Annotated in this window: 15 protein-coding genes; 9 read left to right on the forward strand and 6 right to left on the reverse strand. The window is 70.9% G+C overall.

Features of this window, described 5'->3' with window-relative positions; genetic code table 11:
* Positions 1-2: 2 nt before the first annotated feature.
* From secG to AMK26_RS05840, 6 genes are all read left to right on the forward strand, one after another.
* Complete coding sequence (secG, locus tag AMK26_RS05815; protein ID WP_064073089.1) at positions 3-233, forward strand: preprotein translocase subunit SecG; 231 nt, start codon at positions 3-5, stop codon at positions 231-233.
* 110 nt (positions 234-343) lie between these two features.
* Positions 344-679, forward strand: coding sequence for an RNA polymerase-binding protein RbpA (locus AMK26_RS05820; RefSeq protein WP_003957010.1), 336 nt, complete (start codon positions 344-346; stop codon positions 677-679).
* Positions 680-852: 173 nt separating this feature from the next.
* Positions 853-2,505, forward strand: a complete 1,653-nt coding sequence (gene pgi / locus AMK26_RS05825) for a glucose-6-phosphate isomerase (protein WP_073753074.1) — start codon at positions 853-855, stop codon at positions 2,503-2,505.
* 3 nt (positions 2,506-2,508) lie between these two features.
* On the forward strand, positions 2,509-3,009 hold the full coding sequence (locus tag AMK26_RS05830) for a PH domain-containing protein (protein ID WP_073752562.1): 501 nt from the start codon (positions 2,509-2,511) through the stop codon (positions 3,007-3,009).
* Positions 3,006-4,550: a PH domain-containing protein gene (locus tag AMK26_RS05835; RefSeq protein WP_073752564.1), complete on the forward strand. Its 1,545-nt coding sequence runs from the start codon at positions 3,006-3,008 to the stop codon at positions 4,548-4,550. The genes AMK26_RS05830 and AMK26_RS05835 overlap by 4 nt, the downstream gene beginning before the upstream one ends.
* A gap of 56 nt (positions 4,551-4,606) precedes the next feature.
* Positions 4,607-5,455: a poly-gamma-glutamate hydrolase family protein gene (locus AMK26_RS05840; protein WP_073752566.1), complete on the forward strand. Its 849-nt coding sequence runs from the start codon at positions 4,607-4,609 to the stop codon at positions 5,453-5,455.
* 82 nt (positions 5,456-5,537) lie between these two features.
* Here the strand turns inward: AMK26_RS05840 and pgl are convergent, their stop codons facing one another.
* The 5 genes from pgl to tkt are packed head-to-tail and all read right to left on the reverse strand — an operon-like array spanning position 5,538 to position 12,153.
* Positions 5,538-6,320 (reverse strand): 6-phosphogluconolactonase, encoded by a 783-nt coding sequence (gene pgl / locus AMK26_RS05845; protein WP_073752568.1) that lies wholly within the window; start codon positions 6,318-6,320, stop codon positions 5,538-5,540.
* Positions 6,317-7,378 (reverse strand): glucose-6-phosphate dehydrogenase assembly protein OpcA, encoded by a 1,062-nt coding sequence (opcA, locus tag AMK26_RS05850; RefSeq protein ID WP_073752570.1) that lies wholly within the window; start codon positions 7,376-7,378, stop codon positions 6,317-6,319. The genes pgl and opcA overlap by 4 nt, the downstream gene beginning before the upstream one ends.
* Positions 7,375-8,907 (reverse strand): glucose-6-phosphate dehydrogenase, encoded by a 1,533-nt coding sequence (zwf, locus tag AMK26_RS05855; protein ID WP_073752572.1) that lies wholly within the window; start codon positions 8,905-8,907, stop codon positions 7,375-7,377. Before zwf ends, opcA begins: the two co-directional genes overlap by 4 nt.
* A gap of 4 nt (positions 8,908-8,911) precedes the next feature.
* Positions 8,912-10,030, reverse strand: coding sequence for a transaldolase (tal, locus tag AMK26_RS05860; RefSeq protein ID WP_073752574.1), 1,119 nt, complete (start codon positions 10,028-10,030; stop codon positions 8,912-8,914).
* A 35-nt stretch (positions 10,031-10,065) separates the two neighbouring features.
* The gene (gene tkt, locus AMK26_RS05865; RefSeq protein ID WP_073752576.1) at positions 10,066-12,153 is read right to left on the reverse strand and encodes a transketolase; all 2,088 of its coding nucleotides are present in this window, start codon (positions 12,151-12,153) and stop codon (positions 10,066-10,068) included.
* Between the two features lie 362 nt (positions 12,154-12,515).
* On the opposite strand from tkt, the gene AMK26_RS05875 reads away from it, so the two are divergent.
* From AMK26_RS05875 to AMK26_RS05885, 3 genes are all read left to right on the forward strand, one after another.
* Positions 12,516-13,457 (forward strand): heme o synthase, encoded by a 942-nt coding sequence (locus tag AMK26_RS05875; RefSeq protein ID WP_073753076.1) that lies wholly within the window; start codon positions 12,516-12,518, stop codon positions 13,455-13,457.
* A gap of 57 nt (positions 13,458-13,514) precedes the next feature.
* Positions 13,515-13,862, forward strand: a complete 348-nt coding sequence (locus AMK26_RS05880) for a hypothetical protein (protein WP_073753078.1) — start codon at positions 13,515-13,517, stop codon at positions 13,860-13,862.
* Positions 13,863-13,931: 69 nt separating this feature from the next.
* Complete coding sequence (locus AMK26_RS05885; RefSeq protein WP_073752580.1) at positions 13,932-15,011, forward strand: amidohydrolase family protein; 1,080 nt, start codon at positions 13,932-13,934, stop codon at positions 15,009-15,011.
* Here the strand turns inward: AMK26_RS05885 and AMK26_RS05890 are convergent.
* On the reverse strand, positions 15,008-15,988 hold the full coding sequence (locus AMK26_RS05890) for a COX15/CtaA family protein (RefSeq protein WP_073752582.1): 981 nt from the start codon (positions 15,986-15,988) through the stop codon (positions 15,008-15,010). The genes AMK26_RS05885 and AMK26_RS05890 overlap by 4 nt on opposite strands.
* Positions 15,989-15,997: the final 9 nt, after the last annotated feature.

A 15,997-nucleotide genomic window follows, 5' to 3' on the forward strand; every position in this document is an offset into this window, starting at 1 on the left:
TTATGGGGTTCTCGATCGCCCTCATCGTCTTCAGCGCGCTGCTGATGCTGCTGGTGCTGATGCACAAGGGGAAGGGCGGCGGCCTCTCCGACATGTTCGGTGGCGGCATGCAGTCGTCCGTCGGCGGCTCGTCGGTCGCCGAGCGCAACCTGGACCGCATCACCGTGGTCGTCGGTCTGCTGTGGTTCGCGTGCATTGTCGTACTTGCTCTTCTGATCAAGCTGGACAACTGACGTCTCGGTTCCGCGTCCCGGGGAGGGGTGTAACTCCAATCACTGGACGCGCGTTGGGCCTTACGTAGACTGGGGCATCTTCGAGCACCATCACGCAGGGAGTTACAACCGTGGCAAGTGGCAACGCGATCCGGGGAAGCCGGGTCGGCGCGGGGCCGATGGGGGAGGCCGAGCGGGGCGAGTCCGCGCCGCGACTCCGCATCTCCTTCTGGTGCTCGAACGGGCACGAGACGCAGCCGAGCTTCGCGAGTGACGCGCAGGTCCCCGACACCTGGGACTGCCCGCGCTGCGGGTTCCCGGCCGGCCAGGACCGGGACAACCCGCCGGACCCGCCGCGCACCGAGCCGTACAAGACGCACCTCGCGTACGTACGGGAGCGGCGCAGCGACGCGGACGGCGAGGCGATCCTGGCCGAGGCGCTGGCCAAACTCCGCGGCGAGATCTGAGCACACGAGGGCCCTGCAGGTGGATTCCACCGACAGGGCCCGCTTTGTTGCGCGTGGCATCGCCGATGCTCGGTCCGCGCTTGCCGTCGCCTCGCCGGTGCCCCAGATCAATTAGGTTGGAGGGGCAGCGGGGCAAGCAGGCAGGTACGAGAAGAAGTGGGCTGATGTCCGAGATGAATGCAGAAAGCCGCACGAGGCTCAACCGGATGCCCGAGTGGACGGCCCTCGGCAAGCACCGGGAGCAGCTGGGGCAGACGCATCTGCGCGAATTGTTCGCCGCCGACCCGGCGCGCGGCACCGCATACACGCTGCGGGTCGGCGACCTGTATCTGGACTACTCCAAGCACCTGGTCACCGACGAGACGCTGCGGCTGCTGCGCGAGCTGGCCGCCGCGACCGGGGTGGCCGAGCTGCGGGACGCCATGTTCCGCGGCGACAAGATCAACACCACCGAGAACCGGGCGGTCCTCCACACGGCGCTGCGCGCCCCGCGCGAGGCCGTGATCGAGGTCGACGGCGAGAACGTGGTGCCGGGCGTGCACGCGGTGCTCGACCGGATGTCGGCCTTCTCGGAGCGGATCCGCTCCGGTGAGTGGACCGGTCACACCGGCAAGCCGATCAAGAACGTCGTCAACATCGGCATCGGCGGCTCCGACCTGGGCCCGGCGATGGCGTACGAGGCGCTGCGCTCCTTCACCCAGCGGAACCTGACGTTCCGTTTCGTCTCCAACGTGGACGGCGCCGACCTGCACGAGGCGATCCGCGACCTGGACCCGGCCGAGACGCTCTTCATCATCGCGTCGAAGACGTTCACCACCATCGAGACCATCACCAATGCCACCTCCGCCCGCGACTGGCTCCTCACCGGGCTGAACGCCGGTCAGGAGGCCGTGGCCAAGCACTTCGTGGCGCTGTCGACCAATGCCGGCAAGGTCGAGGAATTCGGCATCGACACGGCCAACATGTTCGAGTTCTGGGACTGGGTCGGCGGCCGGTACTCGTACGACTCCGCCATCGGCCTCTCCCTGATGATCGCCATCGGACCGGACCGGTTCCGGGAGATGCTCGGCGGCTTCCACCTGGTCGACGAGCACTTCCGTACGGCCCCGCCCGAGGAGAACGCGCCGCTGCTGCTCGGTTTGCTGGGCGTCTGGTACGGGGCGTTCTTCGACGCCCAGTCCCACGCCGTCCTGCCCTACAGCCACTACCTGTCGAAGTTCACGGCGTACCTCCAGCAGCTCGACATGGAGTCCAACGGAAAGTCCGTGGACCGCGAAGGCAACCCGGTGGACTGGCAGACCGGACCGGTCGTCTGGGGCACCCCGGGTACGAACGGGCAGCACGCCTACTACCAGTTGATCCACCAGGGCACCAAGGTCATCCCGGCCGACTTCATCGGCTTCGCCGAGCCGGTCGCCGACCTGGAGCCCCGGCTGGTCGGCCAGCACGACCTGCTGATGGCCAACTTCTTCGCCCAGACCCAGGCGCTCGCCTTCGGCAAGACGCCCGACGAGGTACGGGCCGAAGGCGTGGCGGAGGAACTGGTCCCACACAAGACCTTCCCCGGCAACCACCCCACCACCACCATCCTCGCCGACGAGCTGACCCCGTCCGTGCTGGGCCAGCTGATCGCCCTGTACGAGCACAAGGTGTTCGTCCAGGGCGCCATCTGGAACATCGACTCCTTCGACCAGTGGGGCGTCGAACTCGGCAAGGTGCTGGCCAAGAAGATCGAGCCCGTACTGACCGGGGGCGAGGGCGGCGAGCAGCTCGACAGCTCGACCGCCGCGCTCGCCGAGCGGTACCGGACGCTGCGGGGCCGCTGACCGATGACGGGGGAGGACGCGGTGCGGCTGCGGCCGCCGGACAACACGCTGAACGAGCGGGCCATCGGCTGGTGGCGCACCCAGTGGCTGCTGCTGACCGCCGCGCCCGTGCTGGTGCCGGCCGTGCTGGGGGCGCTGATCGGGCCGGCCAGGCCCTGGCTGTGGTGGACCGCCGGGATCCTGGCCGTGACCGGGCTCGCCTGCACCGCGTTCTTCCCCCGCTGGTGGTTCAGGGTCCACCGCTGGGAGGTCACCGACGACGCCGTCTACGTCCGGACCGGCGCCCTCCGGCAGGAGTGGCGGATCGCGCCGATGTCCCGGATCCAGACCGTGGACACCGTACGCGGACCGCTGGAGCAGGCGTTCGGGCTCGCCACGGTCACCGTGACCACCGCGTCCGCCAAGGGCGCCATCCGGATCGAGGGCCTCGACCACGAACTGGCCGCGGACCTCGCCGAGCGGCTGACCCGCATCACCCAGGCCACCCCCGGGGACGCCACATGAGCGACCCCGGCGCGGACAGCGACGGGTGGCAGCGGCTCGACAAGCGGGCCGTGCTGGTCACCGCCCTCGTCATGGCCGGAGTCGCCGGCGGTGCCTGCGTGCCGGTGCTGTTCGGGCTGAGCGGCGGCGCCTGGTTCGGCGACGGGCCGCGGCGGGGCACCGGCATCCTCCTGCTGCTCGCCGGGGGCGTGGCACTCGTGCTGGGCGGGGCGGCGGTGGAGTACGTGCGCTGGAGCCGCACGCGCTACCGCATCGGGCCGGAGCGCGCCGAGCTGCACAGCGGGCTGCTCCTGGTCAAACGCCGGTCCCTGGCCCGGGAACGCATCCGCAGCGTCGACCTGACGGCCAGTCCGCTGCTGCGCCTCCTCGGTCTGGTGAAGGTCCGGATAGGCACCGGTGAGCACACCGGCGGCGGCGAGTCCACGCTGGAGCTGCACCCCGTCAGCAGGGCCGAGGGCGAGCGGCTGCGCCGCGCACTGCTCGACCGGCCCCCGGCGCCGGCCGGAGCCGGTCACCGCGACGGTGAGCTGGCCGTACTGGATTCCCGCTGGATCCGTTACGCCCCCCTGTCGTTCGTCGCCCCGCTGCTCGGCGGCGCGGCGGCGGGCGCCGTGATGCAGGTCAGCGACTGGTTCGGCGCGCAGGACGAGGTCATCGGCTGGGTGGGCGACCGGTTCAGGGACACACCCGTCGTGTGGGTCGTCCTGGCACTCGCCCTCGTCGCCCTGCTCGCGGGCGCCGTCGGCGCGCTCGGCCTCTGGGTCGAGATGTGGTGGAACTACCGGCTGGAGCGCGAGCCGGGCGGCACGCTCCGGGTGCGGCGCGGCCTGTTCACCACCCGCTCCCTCTCCATCGAGGAGCGGCGCCTGCGCGGCGTGGAACTGGTCGAGCCGTTCGGCGTCCGGCTGGCCCGCGCGGCCAGGGTCGACGCGGTCGCCACCGGCCTCGCCAAGGCCGAGGAGGACCAGCACGCCGACCACAGGACGCTGCTGCCCGCCGTGCCCCGCGCCGTGGCGGACGAGGTGGCCGCGCGGGTCCTCCGGGAGGAGGTCTCCCCGACCGGCGCGCCGCTCACCGCCCACCCCCGCGCGGCGCGCACCCGGCGACTGCGCCGGGCCGTGGGGGCCGCGCTGCTGCCCGTCGTGGTCCTCGCCGTCCTCGGCGCCGTACTCACCGACGTCCTGCTGTACGCCGCCGGAACCAGCGCCCTGGTGCTGCTGCCGCTCGCGGTGTTCCTCGCCCTGGACGCGTACCGCAGCCTGGGCCACGGGACCAGCGGCGACTACCTGGTCGCCCGCTCCGGCACCGCCCGCCGCGCCACCGTCGCCCTCCACCGGGGCGGCGTCATCGGCTGGACGGTCAAGCAGTCGTACTTCCAGCGCCGCGCGGGCCTTCTCACGCTGACCGCGACGACGGCGGCCGGGGCGGGCGCGTACCACGTCCACGACGCGGACGAGAGCGAGGGCCTCCGCTTCGCGGAAGGGGCGGTTCCGGGGCTCCTCGAACCATTCCTGGAGCGCGGCGCACCGCGGGACCAGTGACGCACGGCACAGTGTCGGCGGTCCGTGTGCCCGACGGGTGCGGTGATCATGAGGGCATGACATCCACCAGCCGTCGTACGGTCCTCACCGCCCTCGCCACCGCTGCCGTCAGCGGCCCGCTGCTGGGCGGCGTGGCCGCCTCCCCGGCGTACGCCACCGACGAGTTCGACCTCTACACCTCCAACACCGACCTCTACACCAAGCTGGCCGGCAAGGAAGGCATCGACTTCGCCCGCCGCTACAAGCGGCATGAGCACCTCGACAGCAGCCTCGGCGAGAGATACCCCTACCACCGCACCACCATCATGGCCATGCACGGTGGCGGCATCGAGACCGGCACCTCCGAGCTGTGCCTCGGCATCGCCGGGTACCACCCCGCCACCCTCGCACCGCTCCAGGACGGTTACGGGTCGCACGACTACTGGATGTTCGAGGGCCTGCGCTCCTCCAACAACCGGGAACTGCACGTCACGGCCAAGAACAACGACGACCACGTCGCCATATCCATGGCCGCCGGCAGCCTCAACGTCCTGAGCCTGCACGGCTGCACGGCGGCGCAGGCAGGGACCGCCAACCCGCAGGCCGTGGTCGTCGGCGGGCTCAACGAACGGTTCAAGACGCTCCTGAAGACGGAGTTCGGCAAGGCCGGCATCGCGTGGCGCGACGGCAACGACCCCGAGGTCCGCGATCTGGCCGGCGTCAACCCGGACAACCCCTGCAACCGCACCATGCTCGCCAAGGGCGGCCAGCTGGAACTCACCACCGAGCTGCGGGCCGCGATGTTCTCGGTCAACACCCGCGCCGGGCGGGCCGGCAGCACCACGGAGGTCTACGACCGGTTCGTCCGGGCCTGCCGGGCCGCGATCGCCACCCTGGAGAAGGACGCGGACCAGGTCATCCTCTGACCCCGCCGGCGTCGAAGAGATGCCGAAGGCCCGGCTCACCGCAGGGTGAACCGGGCCTGCGCCCAGCAGAACCGCGTACCCGTCAGGGAATCGCCGGCGGGTACAGGGCCCGCGGCAGCCGCGCCGCCGCCGCCTGGTCCAGCAGCCACAGCGTCCGCGACCTGCCGTGCGCGCCGGCTGCCGGGGCCTGCACCTCACCCGCGCCCGACAGCGCGATCGCCGCCGCCTGCGCCTTGTCCTCGCCCGCCGCCAGCAGCCACACCTCACGCGCCGCCCGGATCGCCGGGAGCGTCAGCGTGATACGGGTCGGCGGCGGCTTGGGCGCGCCGTGCACGCCCACCACCGTGCGCTCCGTCTCCCGCACCGCCGGAAGCTCCGGGAAGAGGGAGGCGACATGCGTGTCCGGGCCGACGCCCAGCATCAGGACGTCGAACGTCGGCACCGGGCCATGGTCTTCCGGCCCGGCCGCGACGGCCAGTTCGTCGGCGTACGCGGCGGCCGCGGCGTCCGCGTCCACGCCGTACGCGCCGCCCGCCACCGGCATGGTGTGCAGCCGCGCCGGGTCGAGCGGGACGCTGTCGAGCAGCGCCTCGCGGGCCTGGGTGTCGTTCCGGTCGGGGTCGCCCTCCGGGAGGAACCGCTCGTCGCCCCACCACAGGTCCAGGCGCGACCAGTCGATCGCGTCCCGGGCGGGGGACGAACTCAGTGCGGCCAGCAGCCCGTTGCCGTTGCGGCCACCGGTCAGGACCACCGAGGCGGAGCCGCGGGCGGCCTGGGCGTCCACGATCTTCGTGATCAGCCGGGCCGCCGCGGCCTGCGCCATCAGCTCCTTGTCGCGGTGGACGACGAGCTGCGGAGCGCTCACTTCGCCGCCGCCTTCTTGGCCGCGGCCTTCTTCGCGGCGGGCTTGTCCGCGGCGGGCTCGTCCGCGGATCCCTCCGCGACAGGCTCCTGGCCGGCCGGCTTCGCCGCCTTCTCAGCCTTCTCAGCCTTCTCCGCCTGGCCCAGCCGCTCCACGCCGTACCGCAGCACCGACGCGTAGGTTTCGTCCGGGTCGAGGCGCCGCAGCTCCTCCGCGATCAGCTCGGACGTCTCACGGCGCTTGAGCGCCACCGCGCGGTCCGGCTGCCCCTGGATGCACAGCGTCGCCAGCGAGGCGTCCGGCCGGTGCAGCACGATGGGGCCGCAGTTCGTCTCCATCCGTACGGCCGTCAGACCCGGCCCCGCCGACGTCGAACGCTTCACCGGGATCTTCAGCCGGTCCGCCAGCCACATGGCCAGCAGCTCGACGCTCGGGTTGAACTCCTCGCCCTCCACCTCGGCCGACGTGACCTCGCACGTCACCTGGTCCAGGGCCGCCGCGAGCATCGAACGCCACGGCGTGATCCGGGTCCAGGACAGGTCCGTGTCGCCCGGTGTATAGGCGGCGGCGCGCGCGACCAGCTCCTGCACCGGGTGCTCGGAGGCGTACGAGTCAGTGACACGCCGCTGCGCGAGGGTGCCCAGCGGGTCGTTGGCCGGGTCGGTCGGCGCGCCCACCGGCCACCAGACCACCACCGGGGCGTCCGGCAGCAGCAGCGGCAGGACCACCGACTGGGCGTGGTCGATGACATCGCCGTACAGCCGCAGCACCACCGTCTCACCGGTCCCGGCGGCGGTACCCACCCGCACCTCGGCGTCCAGGCGGGCCTGGGCGCGGTCCCGCGGCGACCGCGAGACCCGCTTGATGACGATGAGCTTGCGCGAGGGGTGCTCCCGGGACGCCTCGTTGGCGGCCTTGAGCGCGTCGTACGCGTTCTCCTCGTCCGTGACGATGACCAGGGTGAGCACCATGCCGATGGCAGGCGTGCCGATGGCCCGCCGCCCCTGCACCAGCGCCTTGTTGATCTTGCTGGATGTGGTGTCCGTAAGGTCGATCTTCATGGCCGGCGCCAGCTCCGTCCGTCTCGTGCGAGCATTTCGTCCGCCTCGACCGGACCCCAGGTTCCGGACTGGTACTGCGCGGGCTTGCCGTGCCGGTCCCAGTACTGCTCGATCGGGTCCAGGATCTTCCAGGACAACTCGACCTCCTCCGTGCGCGGGAAGAGGTTGGCGTCACCGAGCAGGACGTCGAGGATCAGCCGCTCGTACGCCTCGGGGCTGGACTCCGTGAAGGACTCGCCGTACGCGAAGTCCATCGACACGTCCCGGACCTCCATCGACGTACCCGGTACCTTCGAGCCGAACCGCATGGTCACGCCCTCGTCCGGCTGGACGCGGATGACCAGGGCGTTCCGCCCCAGCTCCTCCGTCGCCGTGTGGTCGAACGGGGAGTGCGGCGCCCGCTGGAAGACGACCGCGATCTCGGTGACGCGGCGGCCGAGCCGCTTGCCGGTGCGCAGGTAGAAGGGGACGCCCGCCCAGCGGCGGTTGTCGATCCCCAGCTTGATCGCGGCGTAGGTGTCGGTCTTCGACTGCGGGTCGATGCCCTCCTCCTCCAGGTAGCCGACGGCCTTCGCGCCGCCCTGCCACCCGGCCGCGTACTGGGCGCGCACCGTCGACTTGCCGAGGTCCTTGGGCAGCCGAACCGCGCCCAGCACCTTGGTCTTCTCGGCCGCGAGCGCGTCCGCGTCGAAGGAGGCCGGCTCCTCCATCGCGGTCAGCGCCAGCAGCTGGAGGAGGTGGTTCTGGATGACGTCCCGGGCGGCGCCGATGCCGTCGTAGTACCCGGCGCGGCCGCCGATGCCGATGTCCTCGGCCATCGTGATCTGTACGTGGTCGACGTACGACCGGTTCCAGATCGGCTCGAAGAGCGTGTTGGCGAACCGCAGCGCCAGGATGTTCTGGACGGTCTCCTTGCCCAGGTAGTGGTCGATCCGGAACACCTGGTCGGGCGAGAAGACCTCGTGGACGATCTCGTTGAGCTCCTTGGCGGAGGCCAGGTCGTGCCCGAACGGCTTCTCGATGACCGCGCGCCGCCAGGAGTCGCCCTTCTCGTCGGCCAGCCCGTGCTTCTTCAGCTGCTGGACCACGACGGGGAAGAACTTGGGCGGTACGGAGAGGTAGAACGCGAAGTTGCCGCCGGTGCCCTGCGCCTGGTCGAGCTCCTCCATCGTCTTCTTCAGGGTCTCGAACGCCTCGTTGTCGTCGAAGTTGCCCTGGACGAACCGCATGCCCTGGCTGAGCTGCTGCCACACCTCCTCACGGAAGGGCGTACGGGCATGCTGCTTGACGGCCTGGTACACCTCGTCGGCGAAGTCCTCGTCCTCCCACTCGCGACGGGCGAACCCGATCAGCGAGAAACCCGGCGGGAGTAGTCCCCGGTTGGCCAGGTCATACACGGCAGGCATCAGCTTTTTACGGGACAAATCGCCCGTGACGCCAAAGATCACCAGGCCCGACGGCCCCGCGATGCGCGGGAGCCGTCGGTCTGCGGCGTCACGGAGCGGATTCGCTCCATGAACTGCGTTCAAGGTTTTACGCCTCCGAAGGGGCGAGGCGCTTGAGTTCCGCCTCGGTCGACTTGAGCAGGTCGTTCCAGGACGCCTCGAACTTGTCGACGCCCTCGTCCTCCAGCAGCTGCACGACGTCGTCGTAGCCGATGCCGAGCTTCTCGAGGGCCGCCAGGTCGGCGCGCGCCTGGTCGTACGTACCCGCGATGGTGTTGCCGGTGATCTCACCGTGGTCGGCGGTGGCCTCCAGGGTGGCCTCCGGCATGGTGTTCACCGTGCCCGGGGCGACCAGCTCGTCGACGTACAGCGTGTCCTTGTACGCCGGGTCCTTGACGCCCGTCGAGGCCCACAGCGGACGCTGCCGGTTGGCCTGCGCCTTGTCCAGCGCCGCCCAGCGCTCGCCGGAGAACACCTCTTCGTACGCCTCGTACGCCAGGCGGGCGTTGGCGAGGGCGGCCTTGCCGCGCAGCGCCTTGGCCTCGTCGGTGCCGAGGGAGTCCAGCCGCTTGTCGATCTCGGTGTCCACGCGGGACACGAAGAAGGACGCCACCGAGTGGATCTTCGACAGGTCCAGGCCGCGCTCCTTGGCCTTCTCCAGACCGGCCAGGTAGGCGTCCATCACCGCGCGGTAGCGCTCCAGCGAGAAGATCAGCGTGACGTTGACGCTGATGCCGAGGCCGATGACCTCGGTGATCGCCGGCAGACCCGCCTTGGTGGCCGGGATCTTGATGAGCGTGTTCGGCCGGTCCACCAGCCACGCCAGCTGCTTCGCCTCGGCGACGGTCGCCTTGGTGTTGTGCGCCAGGCGCGGGTCGACCTCGATCGACACCCGGCCGTCCAGGCCCTGGGTCGCGTCGAAGACCGGGCGCAGGATGTCGGCGGCGTCCCGGACGTCCGCCGTCGTGATCATGCGGATGGCTTCCTCGACCGTGACCTCACGGGCGGCGAGGTCCGACAGCTGCTGGTCGTAGCCGTGGCCCTCGGAGATCGCCTTCTGGAAGATCGACGGGTTGGTGGTGACACCCACCACGTGCTGCTGGTCGATCAGCTCGGCCAGGTTGCCGGAGGTGATCCGCTTGCGGGACAGGTCGTCCAGCCAGATCGCGACGCCTTCGTCGGAGAGGCGCTTGAGTGCGTCTGTCATGAGAATTGCATCTCCTACTAGTTCGTATACCGGCGTCAGCGCGCGGCGGCTTCGATCGATTCCTTGGCGGCGGCGGCGACCGCCTCGGCAGTGAAGCCGAACTCACGGAAGAGGACCTTGCCGTCGGCCGAAGCACCGAAGTGCTCCAGCGAGACGATGCGACCCGCGTCACCGACGTACCGGTGCCAGGTCAGACCGATCCCGGCCTCGACCGCGACGCGCGCCTTCACCGACGGCGGCAGCACCGCATCCCGGTACCCCTGGTCCTGCTCCTCGAACCACTCCACGGACGGCATCGACACGACCCGCGTCGGAATGCCGGCGGCCTGGAGCTGCTCACGGGCCTGGACGGCCAGGTGCACCTCGGAACCCGTACCGATCAGCACGACCTGCGGCTCGCCGCCTTCGGCGTCGAACAGCACGTAGCCACCGCGGGCGGCGTCGTCGTTCCACTCGTACGTCGGAACGCCCTGGCGGGTGAGCGCCAGACCGTGCGGGGCGCCCTTGCCGAACTCCTTGGTCCAGCGGCGGAGGATCTCGCGCCAGGCGATCGCCGTCTCGTTGGCGTCGGCCGGGCGCACGATGTTCAGGCCCGGGATGGCGCGCAGCGAGGCCAGGTGCTCGACCGGCTGGTGCGTCGGGCCGTCCTCGCCGAGGCCGATGGAGTCGTGCGTCCACACGTACGTCACCGGCAGGTGCATCAGCGCGGAGAGGCGGACGGCGTTGCGCATGTAGTCGGAGAACACCAGGAAGGTGCCGCCGAAGATGCGGGTGTTGCCGTGCAGCGCGATGCCGTTCATCTCCGCGGCCATGGCGTGCTCACGGATACCGAAGTGGATGGTGCGGCCGTACGGGTTCGCCTCGGGCAGCGGGTTGCCCTCGGGGAGGAACGACGACGTCTTGTCGATCGTCGTGTTGTTCGAGCCGGCCAGGTCGGCGGAGCCGCCCCACAGCTCGGGGATGACCGCGCCCAGCGCCTGGAGCACCTTGCCGGAGGCGGCGCGGGTGGCGACGCCCTTGCCGGTCTCGAAGACCGGGAGCTTCTCCTCCCAGCCGGTGGGCAGCTCGCCCGCGGCGATGCGGTCGAACTCGGCGGCCCGCTCCGGGTTGGCGGCACGCCACTCCTGGAACTGCTTCTCCCACTTGGCACGGGCCTCACGGCCGCGGTCCAGGGCCTGCCGGGTGTGGCCGATGACCTCGTCCGACACCTCGAAGGACTTCTCGGGGTCGAAGCCCAGGACGCGCTTGGTGGCCGCGACCTCCTCGTCGCCGAGCGCCGAGCCGTGGGCGGCCTCGGTGTTCTGCGCGTTGGGCGCCGGCCAGGCGATGATCGAGCGCATCGCGATGAACGACGGGCGGGTGGTCTCGGCCTTGGCGGCCTGGAGGGCACGGAAGAGGGCCTCGGGGTCGAGGTCGCCGTTCTCCTTGGGCTCCACGCGCTGGACGTGCCAGCCGTAGGCCTCGTACCGCTGCATCGTGTCTTCCGAGACGGCGGTCTCGGTGTCGCCCTCGATCGAGATGTGGTTGTCGTCCCACAGCAGGATCAGGTTGCCCAGCTTCTGGTGCCCGGCCGTCGAGGACGCCTCCGCGGAGATGCCCTCCTGGAGGCAGCCGTCACCGGCGACGCAGTAGACGAAGTGGTCGAACGGCGAGGTGCCGGGCGCCGCCTCGGGGTCGAACAGGCCGCGCTCGTAGCGGGCGGCCATGGCCATGCCCACGGCGTTGGCGACACCCTGGCCCAGCGGGCCGGTGGTCGTCTCGACGCCGACCGTGTGGCCGTACTCCGGGTGGCCCGGGGTCTTGGAGCCCCAGGTCCGGAACGCCTTCAGGTCGTCCAGCTCCAGGCCGAACCCGGCCAGGTACAGCTGGATGTACAGCGTCAGGGACGAGTGTCCGGCGGACAGCACGAAACGGTCGCGCCCGGTCCAGTCGGCGTCCGCCGGGTCGTGCCGCATCACCTTCTGGAAGAGGGTGTACGCGGCCGGGGCCAGGCTCATGGCCGTACCGGGATGGCCGTTGCCGACCTTCTGTACGGCATCGGCGGCCAGGATGCGGGCGGTGTCGACGGCCCGCTGGTCCAACTCGGTCCACTCGAGGTCTGTGGTGGTCGGCTTGGTGCTCACCCTGGGTCAGGGCTCCTCTCCACATGTCGAATGCCGGTGACGTAGATCCCACCGGCCGTTGTCGAGCCTACCCCCGTGAGAACGTGCATTTTTTCGAGTCATTCCAGACTGCCGGGATCGGCCGGGATCCGCCTCCTGACTGGGCCCTACGGCTTTCGGCAAGTGAATACGGAGGCGCTCATCCGATCGCTCATCCGAGCGTGGAAACCACCCTTTGCGGTGCCCCTCTCAACACGACCCACCCCCGCGAAGGGCGAGGTATGGGCAACGTCTAGAGTGGCGTGGTACGCGCGAGTCTTTACCGGGCCTTCACCTCCTTCCGTCCGGTGCTGCTCGCTGGGATGTCTCTGTCAGGGGTGTGCGTGACGGCCGTCGAATCCCGTCCGGCGGGTGTGCTCGGGACGAGCACGGGAAAGCGGCCATTCGGGGCCCGCGTCAAGGCCTTCGTGGCGCTGACCAAGCCGCGCATCATCGAGCTGCTCCTCATCACCACGGTCCCCGTGATGTTCCTGGCCGAGCAGGGCGTGCCCGACCTGTGGCTGGTGCTCAACACCTGCCTCGGCGGTTACCTCTCGGCCGGCGGCGCCAACGCGCTGAACATGTACATCGACCGTGACATCGACGCCCTGATGGACCGCACGTCACAGCGGCCGCTGGTCACCGGCATGGTCTCGCCGCGCGAGGGGCTGGTCTTCGGCCTCACCCTCGCCGTCGTCTCCACCCTCTGGTTCGGGCTGCTCGTCAACTGGCTGTCCGCCTGGCTCTCGCTCGGCGCGCTCCTCTTCTACGTGGTCGTCTACACGATGATCCTCAAGCGCCGCACCTCGCAGAACATCGTGTGGGGCGGCATCGCCGGATGTATGCCGGTCCTCATCGGCTGGTCCGCCGTCACCGATTCGATGTCCTGGGCCGCCGTCATCCTCTTCCTCGTCATCTTCTTCTGGACGCCGCCGCACTACTGGCCGCTGTCGATGAAGGTGAAGGAGGACTACGCGCGCGTGGGCGTGCCCATGCTGCCCGTCATCGCCTCCAACAAGGTGGTGGCCCGCCAGATCGTCCTCTACAGCTGGGTGATGGTCGCCGTCTCCCTGCTGCTGACGCCGCTCGGCTACACCGGCTGGTTCTACACGGCGGTGGCGCTGGCGACCGGCGGCTGGTGGCTGTGGGAGGCGCATGCCCTGCAGAACCGCGCGAAGGCCGGGGAGACGGGCGGCAAGCTGAAGGAGATGCGGCTGTTCCACTGGTCGATCACCTATGTCTCGCTGCTGTTCGTGGCGGTGGCGGTGGACCCGTTCCTGCGGTAGCCGGCCGGACCCGGCAGGCTCTGGCGGGTTTTACTACCGATGGGTAGCATCCTGTTCATGGCAGACACCAAGCAGGGCGACACCCAGCAGGCGGAGGGCAAGGCCGAGCGCAAGGCCGCGAAGCTCGCCAAGCAGATCCAGGCGTTCTCCAAGGAGCACGGCGGCGCCGAGGGCCAGCTCGCCTACCTCGGCCAGATGGGCACCCGCATCGTCCTCGTCGGCGAGGACGGCGGCTGGGGCGACCTGGTCGCGCCCACGCACGAGGTCGCGAAGAGCGCCGCCGAGAAGGCGGGCCTCACCCTCCACGACTCCTTCGACGGCGACCTCGCGGCCAAGGTCCGCACGGGCCCGTACGAGTGGACCCGCATGGCGGGCATCCAGGTCGGCGGCCCCTCGAACGACTGAGGCAACACCTTGGGCGGGGGTCACCCGTTAGGACCTGTAAAGGTCCATCCGCCGCAGGGAGCCCCCGCAATGATCGACACCCCGACGCTGGTGGACCAGTACTGCCACGGGGTGCTCCGTACGGAGCTGGGCCTGGGCACCTTCGAGACCCTGCTCGGCCGGGCCGAGGGGCCGCCCGCGGCCGGTACGACCTTCTTCGACACCCAGACCGGCTTCGCCGTACGCCGCTGGTGCCCGCCGCTGCTCGGCCTCGAACCGCACTGCCCGCCCGCCCGCTACCTGGCCCGCCGCCGCGAGCTCGGCGTCCTGGAGTCCGGCCGCCGGCTGCTGCGCGCCACCGGGATCTCCACCTACCTGGTGGAGACCGGACTGCCCGGCGACCTCACCGGACCGGTCGAGATCGCCGCCGCGGGCGACGCCCGGGCCCACGAGATCGTCCGCCTGGAACTGCTCGCCGAGCAGGTCGCCGACACGTCCGGCACCGTCGACGCCCTGCTCGCCAACCTCGCCGAGGCCGTGCACGGAGCGGCCGTCTCCGCCGTGGCGTTCACCTCCGTCGCGGCGGTACGCCACGGGCTCGCCCTGGCGCCCGCGCCGCCGGGACCCGGTGAGGTACGGGGCGCGGCAGGACGCTGGCTGGCCCGCCGCCAGGTCGGCGGGGCGCTCACCGACCCCGTACTGCTGCGGCACCTGCTGTGGATCGCCGTGGCGTCCGGGCGGCCGCTCCAGCTGCACGTGGGCGTGGACGACCCCATGAGCCTCGGGGACTTCGCGGCGGCCACCGCCGGGCTCGGCACCGACCTGGTGCTGCTGCACGGCTACCCGTACCACCGGCAGGCCGCGCACCTGACGAGCGTGTTCCCGCACGTGTACGCCGACCTGGGCCCCGCGCTCGCGCGGACGGGCGCGCGGGCGGCGGCCGTGCTGGCCGAGACCCTGGAGCTCGCGCCGTTCGGCAAGCTGCTGTTCTCCAGCGGCGCCCGGGGGCTGCCCGAGCTGCACGTGGTGGGCGCGCGGGTGTTCCGCGAGGCGCTCACACGGGTGCTGGCCGACTGGGTCTGCGACGGCTCCTGGTCCCGTACCGACGCCCAGCGGGTCGCCGACATGATCGCGGCGGGGAACGCCCGGCGGGTGTACCGGCTCGGCTAGGCGGTGGGGCTCAGCGCCGCGTCCGGCGCTTGCGCGGGAATCCCGGTGCCCGGCGCCGCGAGGGGCCGCTCGCGCAGGCTCAGCGCCAGGCGCAGCACCGCGATCCACATCAGGGACGAGCCCAGCATGTGCAGGCCGACCAGGATCTCGGGGACGCCGGTGAAGTACTGCACGTACCCGATGCCGCCCTGCGCCAGCAGCACCAGCAGCAGGTCACGGGCGCGCGCCCGGGTGTCGTCCGGGGCGTCCACCACGCGCAGCACGAAGAACACGGCGAGCGCCAGGGCGCACACCGCCCAGGCGAAGAGCGCGTGGACCTGCGCGACGGAGGCGTAGTCGAACGGCATGCGCGGTACGTCACTGCTGTCGCCCGCGTGCTCGCCCGAGCCCGTCACCGTGGTGCCCGCCGCCACCAGCAGCCCCGCGACGACCACCAGCGCCCAGCCGAGCTTGCGCACCGGCCCCGGCACACGGGGGCGGGCCGCGCCGTCGCCCTCGCGGGTGCGCAGCCAGCTGATCGTGGTGACCGTCAGCAGCGCGTTGGCGGCGAGGAAGTGGACGGCCACCGTCCAGGGGTTGAGCTCCAGGCGCACGGTGATGCCGCCGATGACCGCGTTGAGCGCCACGATCCAGAACTGCAGCCAGCCCAGGCGGCTCAGTTCCCGCCGCCACGGCTTGGCGCAGCGCGCCGCGACGATGAACCAGCCCACCGCCGCCGACACCACGTACGTCAGCATCCGGTTGCCGAACTCGATCGCGCCGTGGATGCCCTGCTCGGACGTGGTGAACAGGCTGTCGTCCGTGCACTTGGGCCAGGTGTCGCAGCCGAGGCCGGAACCGGTCAGCCGGACAGCACCGCCCGTCACGATGATGACGACCGTCATGACGACGGCGGAGAGTGCGGCACGCCGGACCGTCTTGGGGGAGGGTGTCCAGCGCTGGGCGATAGAGGCGAGGGGGGTCAACACGGGCTCCATCGTAGGTGC

Source organism: Streptomyces sp. CB03234, from assembly GCF_001905885.1.
Taxonomy (GTDB): Bacteria; Actinomycetota; Actinomycetes; order Streptomycetales; family Streptomycetaceae; genus Streptomyces.